Origin of the sequence: Achromobacter agilis (assembly GCF_900496965.1) — a bacterium.
In the GTDB taxonomy this organism is placed as follows: Bacteria; Pseudomonadota; Gammaproteobacteria; order Burkholderiales; family Burkholderiaceae_B; genus Achromobacter; species Achromobacter agilis.
Genome location: NZ_UFQB01000008.1, coordinates 79,358 through 93,334, shown reverse-complemented (window position 1 = coordinate 93,334; position 13,977 = coordinate 79,358). Strand labels below are relative to the sequence as shown.

The 13,977-nt window shown below is 68.3% G+C and carries 12 protein-coding genes; 5 read left to right on the top strand and 7 right to left on the bottom strand.

The annotated features are described in order from the left end of the window. Positions 1 to 42: 42 nt before the first annotated feature. From AGI3411_RS11900 to AGI3411_RS11885, 4 genes are read right to left on the bottom strand one after another with little or no spacing between them, the layout of a single operon-like run. On the bottom strand, positions 43 to 1,002 hold the full coding sequence (locus AGI3411_RS11900) for an MBL fold metallo-hydrolase (protein ID WP_129527579.1): 960 nt from the start codon (positions 1,000 to 1,002) through the stop codon (positions 43 to 45). Positions 1,003 to 1,035: 33 nt separating this feature from the next. Further along, on the bottom strand, positions 1,036 to 1,641 hold the full coding sequence (locus tag AGI3411_RS11895; protein WP_129527694.1) for a VOC family protein: 606 nt from the start codon (positions 1,639 to 1,641) through the stop codon (positions 1,036 to 1,038). Between the two features lie 17 nt (positions 1,642 to 1,658). Further along, entirely contained in the window at positions 1,659 to 1,865 is a 207-nt protein-coding gene (locus AGI3411_RS11890) for a DUF2783 domain-containing protein (protein ID WP_129527578.1), read from the bottom strand. Then, complete coding sequence (locus tag AGI3411_RS11885; RefSeq protein ID WP_129527577.1) at positions 1,840 to 3,540, bottom strand: FAD-dependent oxidoreductase; 1,701 nt, start codon at positions 3,538 to 3,540, stop codon at positions 1,840 to 1,842. Before AGI3411_RS11885 ends, AGI3411_RS11890 begins: the two co-directional genes overlap by 26 nt. 149 nt (positions 3,541 to 3,689) lie before the next feature. On the opposite strand from AGI3411_RS11885, the gene AGI3411_RS11880 reads away from it, so the two are divergent. Further along, positions 3,690 to 4,499, top strand: coding sequence for a helix-turn-helix transcriptional regulator (locus AGI3411_RS11880; protein ID WP_129527576.1), 810 nt, complete (start codon positions 3,690 to 3,692; stop codon positions 4,497 to 4,499). Between the two features lie 127 nt (positions 4,500 to 4,626). Here AGI3411_RS11880 and AGI3411_RS11875 read toward each other — a convergent pair whose 3' ends face one another. Continuing rightward, positions 4,627 to 5,820 (bottom strand): MFS transporter, encoded by a 1,194-nt coding sequence (locus tag AGI3411_RS11875; protein WP_129527575.1) that lies wholly within the window; start codon positions 5,818 to 5,820, stop codon positions 4,627 to 4,629. 110 nt (positions 5,821 to 5,930) lie between these two features. Between AGI3411_RS11875 and AGI3411_RS11870 the strand changes: the two genes are divergently transcribed. After that, complete coding sequence (locus AGI3411_RS11870; RefSeq protein ID WP_129527574.1) at positions 5,931 to 6,839, top strand: LysR family transcriptional regulator; 909 nt, start codon at positions 5,931 to 5,933, stop codon at positions 6,837 to 6,839. A 101-nt stretch (positions 6,840 to 6,940) separates the two neighbouring features. On the opposite strand, the gene argH is transcribed toward AGI3411_RS11870, so the two are convergent. After that, entirely contained in the window at positions 6,941 to 8,359 is a 1,419-nt protein-coding gene (argH, locus tag AGI3411_RS11865; RefSeq protein WP_129527573.1) for an argininosuccinate lyase, read from the bottom strand. 136 nt (positions 8,360 to 8,495) lie between these two features. On the opposite strand from argH, the gene AGI3411_RS11860 reads away from it, so the two are divergent. The 3 genes from AGI3411_RS11860 to AGI3411_RS11850 all read left to right on the top strand — a co-directional run bounded on the left by AGI3411_RS11860 (position 8,496) and on the right by AGI3411_RS11850 (position 12,406). Then, the gene (locus tag AGI3411_RS11860; protein ID WP_129527572.1) at positions 8,496 to 9,818 is read left to right on the top strand and encodes a mechanosensitive ion channel family protein; all 1,323 of its coding nucleotides are present in this window, start codon (positions 8,496 to 8,498) and stop codon (positions 9,816 to 9,818) included. Positions 9,819 to 9,873: 55 nt separating this feature from the next. Beyond that, positions 9,874 to 11,934: an NAD(+) synthase gene (locus AGI3411_RS11855; RefSeq protein WP_129527571.1), complete on the top strand. Its 2,061-nt coding sequence runs from the start codon at positions 9,874 to 9,876 to the stop codon at positions 11,932 to 11,934. Positions 11,935 to 12,067: 133 nt separating this feature from the next. Further along, positions 12,068 to 12,406 (top strand): P-II family nitrogen regulator, encoded by a 339-nt coding sequence (locus AGI3411_RS11850; protein ID WP_043545647.1) that lies wholly within the window; start codon positions 12,068 to 12,070, stop codon positions 12,404 to 12,406. Positions 12,407 to 12,653: 247 nt separating this feature from the next. Here the strand turns inward: AGI3411_RS11850 and gspF are convergent, their stop codons facing one another. Then, entirely contained in the window at positions 12,654 to 13,859 is a 1,206-nt protein-coding gene (gene gspF, locus AGI3411_RS11845; RefSeq protein WP_129527570.1) for a type II secretion system inner membrane protein GspF, read from the bottom strand. Between the last annotated feature and the right edge of the window lie 118 nt (positions 13,860 to 13,977).

The window sequence follows — 13,977 nt, the reverse complement described above, 5'->3', positions numbered from 1 at the left end:
GAAGCCCACGGCGGGGCCTCGTGGCGTTGTTGCGTGCCGGGGTCAGGCGGTGAGCTCGGCCCACATATCGCGGTCGCGCTGGGCGGTCCAGACGCGCGGATCGGTGATGCCGCTGGCCTCGTCGTAGGCGCGCGAGACGTCGAAGGGAATGGCGTGTTCGTAGATGACGACGTGGCCGAACTCCGGGTCCATCACCCGGCGCGTGTCCTCATAGACTTGCTTCAGGCTCTTGCCTTGCTCCACGCCCTGGCGGGCGCAGCCATACAGCGTCTCGACCCAGCTGCGGGTGTAGCCGATGGCTTCGCGGCAGGCGGCGGGCGTGGTCAGCGCGGGACCGCGGCCCGGCACCATCTGGCGCGGCTCCAGCGCCTGCAGCGCGTCCAGCGTGGCGGGCCAGTCGGACAAATAGGCATCGCCGGTGTAGACGCCCGCATTGAACTCCACCAGGTCGCCGGAGAAACAGATGCCCTGCGACGGAATCCAGACGATGGAATCGCCCCGGGTGTGGCCTGGGCCCAGATGCAGCATGCGTACTTCGAGGTCACCCAGGAACACCGTCAGCTCGCGCTCGAACACCACGGTGGGCCAGGTCAGTCCCGGGATGCCCTCGGCGGACTGGAACAGGCGCGGGAAGCGGCCGATCTCGGAATCCATGTCGGCCTGGCCGCGCTCGACGATGAGTTCATGCGTGCCGCGGCTGGCGTACACGTTGGCCGCGCCTTCGGCGGCGAAGGCGGACGCGCCCAGCACGCGCACGGCGTGGTAGTGGGTCAGCGCCACGTGGCGGATGGGCTTGTCGGTGACGCCGCGGATGGCGCGGATCAGCGCCTGCGCCATGGCCGGGGTGGCGGTCGCGTCGACCACCATCACGCTGTCGTCGCCGATGATCACGCCCGAGTTGGGGTCGCCGTCGGCCACGTAGGCGTAGGCGTTTTCGGACAGGCGCTCGAAGGAGATCTTCTTTTCCGTCAGGTCGGCCTGGGAGGCGAAGGGTTTGCTCATGGTGTTCCTTTGATGGGTGGAAAGAGGGGGGGCTCAGCCGGCATGGGCTTGGCTGCGCTGCTGGCTGCTGGTGCCGGTGGCGCCGGGCTTCAGGCCGGCGGCCTTGTCGCGGGTCCAGGCGGCCAGGTCGTCATGGGCGCTGCGGCGCTTGCGGGCGACGTAGTCGTCCACGGGCAGGCGCAAGGTCAGTTCGAGGCGGATGCCGTTGGGGTCGAAGAAATAGATCGAGCGGATGAAGTGGTGGTCGGTCGGCCCCACCACCTCGACGCCGTGGGACTGCAGGCGCTGGCGCATGCGCTCCAGCCCGGCTTCGCCGCGGATTTCCATGGCGAAGTGGTTGACCCAGCGCGGCGTGGCGGGGTCGGGCTGGCTCTGGCCGTTGTCGCCCAGGTCGAAGAAGGCGATGTGCGAACCGTCGGCGAATTCGAAGAACAGGTGCACGAAGGGGCAATGCTCGCCCGTGGAAGGCACGCGTTCTTCCTTGACCACGTGCACCAGCGGCAGGCCAAGGATGTCTTCGTAGAAATGCCGGGTTTCCTCGGCGTCGCGGCAGCGCCAGGCGAAGTGGTGCAGGCCCTGGATGGCGGGGCAGGCGGCGGGGGCGTCCGCCGGGGAGGCATGGGATGGGTTGAGCGTCATGGCGCCGTCTCCGTGGTTCATGGAATGTTCAAGGCGGGCGAGCCGGACTGGGCCGCCAGCATTTCGTCGACGGCCGCCTGTACCAGGGCCGCGTCGTCCACCGCTTCGATGAGCAGCAGCGACAGCCGGGCCAGGCTGTCGCGCTGGGCTTCGGGGTCGGGCACATTGGTGAGCGCGATCAGGCGCTCCAGCAGGTCGTCAAGCTGTTGCTGGGATAGCGGCATGGCTGGCGCCTCCGGTTGAGCGGTAGAGGCCGCGGGCCTCGGGCAGGGGTTCGGGACAGGCGCCGGATGCATCCAGCGCGGCGGCGACCCAGGCCAGCACGGCCTCGGGATCGCCCGTCTCGGGCGTGGCGGCTGCCATGACGTGCTGGTCGGGCCGCAGCAGCCAGGCCTGGCCGTCCAGCGCCTGCCCGAGCTGGTGCGCCAGGGCAGCTTGTCCGCGCTCGTCGCATAGCGGCCCGACGGCGACCCAGCGCACCAGGCCGTCGCCGTCCTGCGCGCCGGGGGGCAGGGCATTGCCGAACACCAGGACCGTGAACCAGGGGCCGAGCAGGCCGTGCAAGGTCAGGCCATCCGCTTGCCGCAGCACGACGTTGGGCAGCGCGCGCCCGGCCAGGGCGTGGGTGCCGCAAGCCAGCGCCGACGCGGGATAGACGGCCGGCATGCACAGACGGCCGGTATTGATCATGCGGGCGGCGACGGCGTGGCGCGGCGCCAGGTCGATGATGGCGTCGCGCCACAGCGCGGCCGAGCGGGCCGCGCCCGGATAGACGAAGCGCGAGGAGCGGCGCGCCTGGCGGATATTTTCCATCGCCGCGTGCTTGCGCTCCACGCTGTAGGTATCCAGCAGGGACTCGCCCGCGCGGCCTTGCAGCAGCAGGGCCAGCTTCCAGCCCAGGTTGTCGGCGTCCTGGATGCCGCCGTTGCCGCCGCGCGCGCCGAAGGGCGCGACCAGGTGGGCCGAATCGCCCGCGAACAGCACGCGGCCATGGCGCAGGCTGTCCAGGCATTCATGGCGGTAGGCCCAGACGCCGTGCCAGGCGATGTCGAACTCCACGCGCTCGCCCAGCAGGTCCCAGACGCGCTGGCGCATGCCCGCGTCGGTGGCCGCTTCGGCGGGGTCTTCGTCGGGACGCAGCTGGAAGTCCAGCCGCCAGGTGTCGTCGGCCATCTTGTGGCGCCAGACCGCGCGGCCGTGGTTGCTGCGCGCGTCCAGCCAGGTCCAGCGCTCTTCCGGCCAGGCGGTGTCGCGCAGCACGACGTCGATGATGATCCAGCGGTCCTCGGTCTGGTCATATACGCGCGGGCTCAAGCCCAGCATGGTGCGCACCGCGCTTTTGGCGCCGTCGCAGGCGACCACCCATTGCGCCTGGCAGGTATAGGCGCCGTCGGGCGTTTCCACTTGCAAAGTCGCCGGGCCTTCGGCTTGCGGCTCGATGCCGGCGACGCGGTTCAGCCAGCGCAGCTCGGCCAGCGGCTCGCGCATCAGCGCATCCACCAGGAAGGCTTCCAGGTAGTACTGCTGCAGGTTGACGAAGCCGTTGTGCCGCATGTCGGGCTGGTCCTGCAGCGTGAAGGACGCCACCGCCTGGTCGCGACACAGCACGCGGCCCACGTTCCAGCGTACGCCCTTGCCGACCACCTCGCCGGCCATGCCCAGCCGGTCGAAGATGTCCAGCGTGCGCTGTGCCCAGACCATGCCGCGCGAGGCCAGGCCGCGCACGCCGACGGTGTTGTCGTCGTCCAGCACGACCACGGGAATGCCGCGCCGCACCAAGTCCAGCGCCAGCGTCAGGCCGGTCAATCCGGCCCCCACGACGGCCACCGGATGCGGCTCGCGGCGCGGGCGGTCCATTTCATCGGGCCTGACGTATGGATAGATGGGAAGCTCTTTCATCGTTTTCCCTAGTTCGATGTGGTTTCGATGCAGGCACCACTCTAGGAGCGCCACGCGGGCCCGTCATGTCCTCACGGAAGAGGACACCGCGGCGGCGGAGGATGACCTTAGAATCGGGAAAACACGCGCAAGCGGGGGAAAACGACACCATGGAAGAGACACACAACCCTATGCCCGCGGGCGGGGGGCCGGACCGTTGGGCCGAGTCCGCCGTCATGGACCTGGGCGGCCCCATGTTCCATGCCACGCTGCTGCTGGCGCTGCGCGAGACCGTAGCTGCCGACCACGTGTCGCACGTGTTCTACGGCCACGAAGGCCTGGTGCAGTATTCGTCGGCGGCCAGCCTGCTGAACCAGTCCCTGATCGAATGGACCACCAACGTGTTCGTGGACAACGAGTTCTACCGGCGCGATCCCAACTACGGCCTGCTGCGCGACATGGCCTGCCAGCCCGGCCATCATCCGGACCTGGTCGTCCAGACGGCGTCCCCGGAGCGCATCGCGGACGACGAGTACCGCCGCCTGCTGTTCGAGCGCCCCGGCTTCGCCAGCAAGATTTCGCTCATCGGTTCCCGCAGCGAGGGCATCAGCTACCTGAACCTGTATTTCTCGCATGCCCATTCACCGAACGTGGCCGAACTGATGCGCGGGCGCGCGCCCCTGCTGATCGCGCTGGCGCGGCGCCACCACCAGTTGTGCCGCGCGGATGCGGACGCGCCGCGCACGCCGTCCTGGTGCAGTGGCCTGTCGCTGCGTGAGATCCAGGTAGCTGACCTGCTACGCCAGGGCCATACCGCCAAGGAAGTGGGGCGCGAACTGGGCCTGTCGCCCACCACCGTGGTGACCTACAAGAATCGCATTTTCAAGAAGAACAACGTCGCCAGCCTGAAGGAGTTCCTGATCAAGGCGCCCGCGGTGTGCGCCGCGCCGGCCTGTACAGCCGAGGCCGGCGGCCGCTGAGGCTCGCCTGCAAGCCTGAGGCTGGCGGCAGTTGAGCATGACCGGTATGCCTGATGCCAGCGGCCGCTGGGCATCGCCTGCATGCCCGCGGCTCGCGGGCGCCCGGCATCGTCCGCATTGGTCGGGATCAGGCTGCCACGGATGGCCGCAGCCGGGCGATGGCGGGTACCGCCAACGCCGCCAGCAGCGCCACGGCCCCAGCGACATAGCCCACACTGCCGAGGCCCCACTGCGCGATGGCCAAGCCGCCCAGCATGGCGCCGATGCCGATGCCGGCATTGGCCGCCGACACGTTCAACGTTCCCGCCATGGCCTGGGCTTGCGGCGCCACCTTCATCACGCGCACCTGGCAGACCGGATACAGCGCCGTGTTGGCGATGCTCCAGGCGGCCAGCGCCGGCAGCAGTCCGGCAAGCGAGGAGGCCAGGGGCACCGCCGCCATCATGCCCAGGCCCAGCAGCAGGGTGAACGCCAGGGTCGCGGCCAGCGGATTGCGGTCCGCCGCCAGTCCGCCCAGCCAATTGCCCGCCAAGCCCGCCGCGCCAAAGCCCATCAGCCACCATCCGACCTGCGCCGGCGGCACGCCGGCGATACGTTCCAGCACGTCGGCCAGATAGGTATAGGCAGCGAACATCGCGGTGAACACCGCCACGGACAGTGCGATGTGGGCCAGCATGCGCGGATCCCGTAGAATGCGCGCCTGCTCGCGCAAGCCGACGCGTGGCGGGCGCGGCAAGGCTGGCATGCAGGCCAGCATCAGCGCGGCCAGCGCAAGGGACAGCGCGGCCAGGCCCCAGAAGCTGCCGCGCCAGCCTATGGACGTGGCGGCCAGCGTGCCCAGCGGAATGCCGAACAGCAGGGCGGCGGAAATGCCCAGGTACACGCGCGCCACCGCCTGCCCGGCGCGGCGCGGGCCGGCCAGTTGCGCCGCGGCTTCGCTGGCCATGCCCCAAAACACCGGCAGGGCCAGCGCAGGAATGAAGCGCGCCAGCGCCAGCACCCAGATGTTGGGCGCGGCCGCGGCCAAGGCGTTGGAGGCGGCGAAGACCAGCAGAATCGCCACGAACAGGCGCTTGCGCTCCAGGTGCGACAGCGCGGCCGTCAGCAGCGGACCGGACAGCATCACAGTGAACGCGAACAGCGTCACCAGCTGGCCCGCGGCGGAAACGGATAGGGACAGGTCGCGGGCCAGTTCGGGCAGCAATCCCACGATCAGGAATTCCGTCGAAACGATGACGAAAGCCGCGATGGCGAGGATGCCGATGGAGAGGGCGTTCCCGCGGGCAGGGGCGGATGGGGAGGCCAGGGAGGATTCGAGCATGGATGGGTGTTCAAGGCGTGATACGGCCCTGAAGGATATTGGAGATAGAATTTCTTATCTCGGGCATTTTTTCTATTGATTTAGGAATCTGATTCCCTAATTTTCCCCCCATGATCCCATCCGAACGCCTCAAAGGTATCGAAGCCTTCGTCACCACCGCAGACGCCGGCAGCTTCACGGCCGCCGCCGACCGGCTCAACCTCACCGCCTCGGCCGTGGGCAAAAGCGTGGCTCGGCTGGAAGCCCGCTTGCGCACTCGCTTGTTCGAACGCAGCACGCGCCGCCTGGCGCTGACCGACGCGGGCAGCGCCTACTACCGCACCTGCGTGCGCGTGCTGGCCGAACTGCAGGAAGCCGAGGCGGTGCTGGCGGCGCAGCGCCAGGAGCCCGTCGGCCGGCTGCGCGTGGACCTGCCCGCGACCTTCGGCCGGCGGGTGGCGCTGCCGCTGCTGCTTCAGTTCGCCAGGCGGCATCCGCAGTTGCGGCCGTACGTGTCGTTCACGGACCGTTTCGTCGATCTGGCCGAAGAAGGCATAGACGTGGCGGTGCGCATCGGCGGGCCGCAGCAGTGGGCGCCCGGCCTGGGCCACCGCCACCTGGGCGCGGAGCGCGTGATTTTCTGCGCGTCGCCGCAATACCTGGAGCGCCGCGGCACGCCGCTGACGGCCGACGATCTGGCGCAACATGACGCGGTGGCCTACGGACGCGCGGACGGCGAGCCGCCCGCCTGGAGGATCGCGCAGGGCGCGGGGCCGGCCAGCCTGCGGCCGGTGGATGGCGTCATGGCGCTGGACAGTGCAGAAGCCCAGGTCGACGCCGTCGCCGCCGGTTTCGGCATCGCGCAACTGGCGACCTGGCTGGCGGCCGACGCCTTGCGCGACGGCCGGGTGGTCGAAGTGCTGCCGCAATTGGCTACCGAGGGATTGCCTTTGTATTTGGTGTGGCCGTTGAGCAAGCAGCTGCTGCCCAAGGTGGATGCGGTGGTCGAGATGCTGGGGGAGTCGCTGAGGATCGTGTAGCGGGCGGCTGAGGGAACGTACACATACGCTATCTGACGCCCCAATGAAAATCGGCCCCGATAAATCGGGGCCGATCATCTTGCGTCGGAGAAAACCAGCCCTTACTCCGCCGTTTCCTGCAGCACGCGCTTCGCTTCTTCGGCCACGCGCTCGGGCGCGGTGCCGCCCACGTGCTTGCGGGCCGCGACGGAGCCTTCCAGGGTCAGGACCTCGTGGACGTCTTCGCCGATGCTGGCGTGGTAGGCCTTCAGGTCGGCCAGCGACAGGTCGGCGAGGTCGCAGCCGCGCTGTTCGCAGTCGCGCACGGCGTGCGCGACCACTTCGTGGGCGTCGCGGAACGGCACGCCGCGCTTGACCAGGTAGTCGGCCAGGTCGGTGGCGGTGGCGAAGCCCTGCAGGGCGGCGGCGCGCATGTTGTCGGCCTTGACCTTGATGCCGCCGGCCATGTCCGCGAAGATGGTGAGCGTGTCGCGCAGCGTGTCCGCCGTGTCGAACAGGCCTTCCTTGTCTTCCTGGTTGTCTTTGTTGTAGGCCAGGGGCTGGCCCTTCATCAGGGTCAGCAGGGCGACCAGGTGGCCGTTGACGCGGCCGGTCTTGCCGCGGGCCAGCTCGGGCACGTCGGGGTTCTTTTTCTGCGGCATGATCGAGCTGCCGGTGCAGAAGCGGTCGGCCAGGTCGATGAAGCCCACGCGCGGGCTCATCCAGAGCACCAGCTCTTCGGACAGGCGCGAGACGTGCGTCATGATGAGCGCGCCGGCGGCGCAGAATTCGATGGCGAAGTCGCGGTCGGACACGGCGTCCAGCGAATTGCGGCAGACGCCGTCGAAGCCCAGGGTCTTGGCGACGCGCTCGCGGTCGATCGGGAACGACGTGCCGGCCAGGGCGGCGGCGCCCAGCGGCAGGCGGTTCACGCGGCGGCGGCAGTCGGCCAGGCGCTCGGCATCGCGGCCGAACATTTCGGCGTAGGCCAGCAGATGGTGGCCGAAGGTGACGGGCTGGGCGACCTGCAGGTGTGTGAAGCCCGGCATGATGGTGCCGGCGTTCTCGAGCGCGACGGCGGCCAGCGCGTGGCGCAACTGGCGCAGCAGGTCTTGCAGGTTGTCGATCTCGGCGCGCAGCCACAGGCGGATGTCGGTGGCGACCTGGTCGTTGCGCGAGCGGCCGGTGTGCAGGCGCTTGCCCGCGTCGCCCACCAGTTCAACCAGGCGTTTTTCGATGTTCAGGTGCACGTCTTCGAGGTCCAGCAGCCACTGGAAGCTGCCGGCGTCGATTTCGGACAGGATCTGGGTCATGCCGCGCTGGATGTCGGCCAGGTCCTGGGCGCCGATGATGCCCTGGGCGGCCAGCATGTCCGCGTGCGCGAGCGAGCCCTGGATGTCGTAGCGCGCCAGGCGCTTGTCGAAATCCACGGACGCCGTATAGCGCTTGACGAGTTCGGAAACCGGTTCCGAGAACCGGGCGGACCAGGCCTGCGCCTTGTTGGCGAACTGGTTTTGGTCGGGGGAGGGAGTCTTTGCCATGATGGGCGGAATTATAGGGCCTCGCGCGGCGCCGGGCGACGGACACCGGGGTTTTCGGGGCCGGGCGCCTGCGGTCCTGGCGACTTGTCGGATAATCCGTGGTTAGTTTCAAGAACTTAGAGCGAGAAGAGACCCTATGCCCCTGGAATGGGAAGAGCTAGTCACCCAATTGGATACCCACCTGCCGCGTGAAGCCTGGGCGCAGACGCTGGTCGGGATAGGCGTGCTGATCCTGATCGCGCTGTTCATCCAGTGGGTCGTCGCCCGCGTCGTGCTGCTGCTGGCGCACCGCGTGCTGGTGCTGAGCGGCCGCGGAGACTGGGACAAGGCCCTGCAGCGCCGCCGTGCCTACCAGAACCTCTGGTATGCCGTGCCGTTCGCCGTGGTGTCGCTGGGCATCGGCCTGGTGCCGCACGTCGAGCGGGCGGTGACGGTCGTGGGGCGGCTGGCCCACGCCGGCGCCTGGGTCTGCGTGTTCGTGGCGTTTTCGGGCGTGCTGAGCGCCTGGCAGGATACCTATTCGGCCACGACCCGGGCGCAGACCCGGTCCATCAAGGGCTATATCCAGATCAGCAAGCTCATTCTGATGGCCGTCTGCACCGTTTTGGTGCTTTCCATCCTGATCGACCGCTCGCCGCTCTGGATGATCTCCGGCCTGGGCGCGCTGTCCGCGGTGCTGCTGCTGGTGTTCAAGGACACACTGCTGTCGCTGGTGGCCAGCACCCAGCTGACCAGCAACGACATGCTGCGCATCGGCGACTGGATCGAGATGCCGCAGTCCAACGCCGACGGCTTCGTGAAAGACATCGCGCTGCATACGGTCAAGGTGCAGAACTGGGACAACACCGTTACCACGGTGCCCACCTACAAGCTGTTCTCGGAAAGCTACCGCAACTACCGGCACATGTTCGAGTCGGGCGGCCGGCGCATCAAGCGCACCATGCGGGTCGACGCCGCCAGCGTGCGCTTCCTGACCGAGGAAGAGTCTCAGCGGCTTATGTGCTTTCGCCTGCTGCACGACTATCTCCACGCCAAGACGCACGATATCGCCCAGGCCAACCAGACCATGGGGGAACTGGCCAGCGTGCCGGCCAACCGCCGCCGCCTGACCAATATCGGCACCCTGCGGGCCTATGCGCTGGCCTACCTGAAGCAGAACCAGGAAGTCCGCCAGGACATGGCGATGATGGTGCGCATGATGGAGCCCACCTCCGAGGGCATCCCGGTCGAGGTCTATTGCTTTACCGCTGTGACCGCCTGGGTGGAGTACGAGCGCATTCAGGGCGACATCTTCGACCATCTGCTCGCCATCCTCCCCGAATTGGGGCTGCGCCTGTACCAGCAGCCGTCCGGCGCCGACATCGGCGCGATGGGGAGCTATCTGCGCGAGGGCGCCTTGCAGTCGGCGCTGGCGTCCTCGGCCGAACGCGGGCTCACCGACGCCAAGATGCCGCGCTAGGGCGCCGCGGGCGCGTGAGATAATTTGGCCTATTGCCGTCAATAGGCCCTAGCTGATGTCGAACCCGTTCTTCAACCTGTATTCCCACGGCTTCGCCCGGGTCGCGGTCGGCGTGCCCGAATGCCGGGTCGCCGACCCGGCATTCAACGCCGCGCAGACCATCCTGCTGGCTCAGCAGGCCGCCCAGGGCGGCGCGGTGCTGGCGGCGTTTCCCGAACTGGGCCTGTCGGCCTATACCTGCGACGACCTCTTCCACCAGAAGGCCCTGCTGGACGCCTGCGAGGCGGCACTGGCCCAGGTGGTGGCGGCGACGGCCGAGCTTGACATCGCCATCATCGTCGGCGCGCCGCTGCGGGTGGCCCACCAGCTGTTCAATTGCGCCATCGTGGCGGCGGGCGGACGGGTGCTGGGCGTGGTGCCCAAGACCTACCTGCCCAACTACGGCGAATTCTACGAGGCGCGCCAGTTCAGCGCGGCCGATTGCGCCGCCGCGACCGAGATCCGCCTGCTGGGGCAGACGGTGCCGTTCGGGTCCGAGCTGGTCTTCCAGATGGAGCAGCTGCCGCTGTTCCAGTTCCACGTCGAGATCTGCGAGGACGTCTGGGTGCCCATCCCGCCGTCCTCGTTCGCGGCGCTGGCCGGCGCCACGGTGCTGGTCAACCTGTCGGCTTCCAATATCGTGGTCGGCAAGTCGGAATACCGCCACCAGCTGGTGGCGCAGCAATCGGCGCGCTGCCTGTCCGCCTATATGTACACGTCGGCCGGCCGAGGCGAGTCCTCGACCGACATGGCCTGGGACGGCCAGGCGCTCATTTACGAAAACGGCGAATTGCTGGGCGAGTCCGAGCGGTTCCTCGGCCATTCCCATCTGCTTTTCTCGGACGTGGACTTGGAACGCCTGTCGCGCGAACGCATGCGCCAGACGACCTTCGGCCAGTCGGCGCGGCGCCACCAGGACGAAATCCGCAAGTTCCGCACCGTGCCGGTTCCCGTGCAGCCGCCGCTGGACGACGCCGAACTGCCGCTGGAGCGGCGCGTTGCGCGGTTCCCCTATGTGCCGGCCGATCCGCAGCGCCGCGACGCCCGCTGCAAGGAGGTCTACAGCATCCAGGTGCAGGCCCTGGTCCAGCGCCTGTCGGCCAGCGGCATGTCCAAGGTCGTCATCGGTATTTCCGGCGGGCTGGACTCCACCCATGCGCTGCTGGTCTGCGCCGAGGCCATGGATGCCCTGGACCTGCCGCGCGCCAACATCCTGGCGGTTACGATGCCGGGCTTCGCCACCAGCACCCGCACGCTGCAGCAGGCGCGCCGGCTGATGGCCGTGGTGGGCTGCACGGCGTCCGAAATCGACATCCGCCCGAGCTGCCTGCAGATGCTCAAAGACCTGGGCCATCCCTACGCGGACGGCCAGCCGGTCTACGACATTACCTTCGAAAACGTGCAGGCGGGCGAACGCACCAACCACCTGTTCCGCATCGCGAACTTCAACAGCGCTATCGTCATCGGCACGGGCGACCTGAGCGAACTGGCGCTGGGCTGGTGCACCTACGGCGTGGGCGACCACATGTCGCACTACAGCGTCAACGCCAGCGTGCCCAAGACGCTGATCACGCACCTGGTGCGCTGGGTGGCCGAGTCCGGCCGCCTGGGCGATGACGGCGCCGCGGTGCTGCTGGACGTGCTGGGAACCGACGTCAGCCCCGAATTGGTGCCGGGTGGCGCGGACGACAAGCCGGTCCAGAAGAGCGAAGATTCGATCGGCCCCTACGAACTGCAGGACTTCAATCTGTATTACACGCTGCGCTATGGCTTCGCGCCAACCAAGGTTGCGTTCCTGGCGCTGGCGGCGTGGCGCGACCGCGAGGCCGGCGCCTGGCCGGAGGGCGGGCACGTCGTGCGCAACCAGTACGGCCTGGCCGCGATCAAGCGCAACCTGAAGATCTTCCTGGACCGGTTCTTCCGCCTCAGCCAGTTCAAGCGCACCTGCGTGCCCAACGCTCCGAAGGTGGGCTCCGGCGGCTCGCTGTCTCCGCGCGGCGATTGGCGCGCGCCCAGCGACTCGGAGTCGGTGGTGTGGATGCGCGACGCCGAGCGCATTCCGGACGAGGCGCCGTAGGCGGCAGGGTACTCCCGCCGCCGGCAAGCCCCGCTTTTGCCCGGCGGGGCCGGTGGTATTCTCTTATCCATCGCGCCTGGCGGCCATGCCGCCGCCGGGCGCCGCAACAGATCGAAAAACCAGGACGACCAACGTGAAACAAGTCACCGCCATCATTAAACCCTTCAAGCTCGACGAAGTCCGCGAAGCGCTGGCCGAAGTCGGCGTCAGCGGCCTGACCGTGACCGAAGTGAAGGGTTTCGGCCGCCAGAAAGGCCACACCGAGCTCTACCGCGGTGCCGAATACGTGGTGGACTTCCTGCCCAAGATCCGGGTCGAGGTCGTGCTGCCGGACAGCCAGGTCGAAGCCGCCATCGAAGCCATCGTCAAGGCCGCGCGTACCGGCAAGATCGGCGACGGCAAGATCTTCGTCACCCCCGTGGAACAGGCCATCCGGATTCGCACGGGCGAAAGCGACGAAGAGGCGCTGTAGTTTTTTTGTATGGGGGTGTCAGACACCCGGGTAGCGCCTGCGCAGGATGAAGGGCGTCTCGTAGGGGTGTCAGACACTTGCATGCGCGAAGCCGGGTGTCGACCGTTGCATGCAAGAAGCCGGGTGCCGGACCCGTGCACGCACGAAGCCGGATGTCGGACCCCTGCATGCATGAAGCCAGGTGTCTGACACCCTTACGAGACAGTCCCCCAAACACAAGACAGTTCCCCCGGGTGTCTGACACCCCCTACCGTATAAGCTGATTCATCTCCAGGATCGGCATCATCACCGCCAGCACGATCAGCAGCACGAATCCTCCCATCAGCAGGATCAGCGCCGGTTCCAGCAGGGCCGTCATGGCCATTGCGCGTCGCTCCAGGTCGCGCGACAGGTTTTGCGCGCCGCGGTCCAGCAGCTCGGGCAGGCGGCCGGTCTTCTCGCCGCTGGCGATCAGATGCACCAGCAGGGACGGGAACACTTTCTGCGCGCCCAGCGACGCCGACAGCGCGGCGCCTTCCCGCACGCGCGCCGACGCGTCGTCCACCGCCAGCCGCAGCACGTCGTTGCCCAGCGTGCGGCGCGCGGCCTCCAGCGCGGTCAGGAGCGACACGCCGCTGCCCGACAGGATGGCCAGTGTGGAGGCGAAGCGCGCCGCGTTCACGCCCAGCACGAAGCGCCCGGCCAGCGGCAGGCGCAGCACGCGGGCATGCCAGGCGCGCCGGGCGGCGGGCGCCCGTAGCGTGTAGCGCCACAGCACGATGGCCGCGGCCAGCGCCGCGCCCGTGGCTACGCCCCATTCGCGCACATAGTCCGACAACGACAGCATCACCCGCGTCAGCAGCGGCAGCTCCTGCTTGGCCTGGCTGAACGCGGACACCACCTGCGGCACCACATAGCCCAGCAGAAAGATGACGATGATCACCGATACGCAGGCCACGACCGCGGGGTAGATGAACGCCGTCATGACCTTGCTGCGCAAGGCATTGCGTTCTTCGATGTAGTCCGCCAGTTTCTCCATCACTTGCGCCAGGTCGCCCGACTCTTCGCCGGCGGCGATCAGCGCGCGGTAGATCTCGGGAAAGTCGCGCGGCCGCGCCGCCAGCGCCGCGGACAGCCGGTGGCCGGCGCGCACGTCGTCGCGCACGCCGCCCAGGCTGGCGGCGATGTGTTTCTTCTCGGCCTGTTCCAGCGTCGCGCTCAATGCCGCGTCCAGCGGCAGCCTCGCGGCCAGCAGGCTGGCGAGCTGGCGCGTGATCCAGGCGAGGTCGGCATCCGACAGGCGCGTGCGCAGCGAAGCGCCGAGCCCTTCGGCGCGCGCCGCGGGGGAGGTCGACAGCGGCAGCAGGCCGCGGCCCCGCAATTGGTTGCGCGCGCCGCGCTCGGAGTCGGCATCGATCGTGCCGCGCACGATTTTTCCCAGCGCGTCGGTCGCTTCGTAACGGAAGGATGGCATGGTTGAAAAAAAAGCGTGGGCCGCACGCGCGTGCGATCGCGCGAGAGGCCCGTATTCAAAGGGTTTCCAGGCCGTCACCTTGCCTTTGGATTATGACCGTAGTGTTGCAGTGTCACCC

What these genes read in the sequence shown, in the direction of transcription:
- AGI3411_RS11900 (WP_129527579.1), bottom strand. Translation starts at nt 1,002, where the DNA reads ATGAGCAAACCCTTCGCCTCCCAGGCCGACCTGACGGAAAAGAAGATC.
- AGI3411_RS11895 (WP_129527694.1), bottom strand. Translation starts at nt 1,641, where the DNA reads ATGACGCTCAACCCATCCCATGCCTCCCCGGCGGACGCCCCCGCCGCC.
- AGI3411_RS11890 (WP_129527578.1), bottom strand. Translation starts at nt 1,865, where the DNA reads ATGCCGCTATCCCAGCAACAGCTTGACGACCTGCTGGAGCGCCTGATC.
- AGI3411_RS11885 (WP_129527577.1), bottom strand. Translation starts at nt 3,540, where the DNA reads ATGAAAGAGCTTCCCATCTATCCATACGTCAGGCCCGATGAAATGGAC.
- AGI3411_RS11880 (WP_129527576.1), top strand. Translation starts at nt 3,690, where the DNA reads ATGGAAGAGACACACAACCCTATGCCCGCGGGCGGGGGGCCGGACCGT.
- AGI3411_RS11875 (WP_129527575.1), bottom strand. Translation starts at nt 5,820, where the DNA reads ATGCTCGAATCCTCCCTGGCCTCCCCATCCGCCCCTGCCCGCGGGAAC.
- AGI3411_RS11870 (WP_129527574.1), top strand. Translation starts at nt 5,931, where the DNA reads ATGATCCCATCCGAACGCCTCAAAGGTATCGAAGCCTTCGTCACCACC.
- argH (WP_129527573.1), bottom strand. Translation starts at nt 8,359, where the DNA reads ATGGCAAAGACTCCCTCCCCCGACCAAAACCAGTTCGCCAACAAGGCG.
- AGI3411_RS11860 (WP_129527572.1), top strand. Translation starts at nt 8,496, where the DNA reads ATGCCCCTGGAATGGGAAGAGCTAGTCACCCAATTGGATACCCACCTG.
- AGI3411_RS11855 (WP_129527571.1), top strand. Translation starts at nt 9,874, where the DNA reads ATGTCGAACCCGTTCTTCAACCTGTATTCCCACGGCTTCGCCCGGGTC.
- gspF (WP_129527570.1), bottom strand. Translation starts at nt 13,859, where the DNA reads ATGCCATCCTTCCGTTACGAAGCGACCGACGCGCTGGGAAAAATCGTG.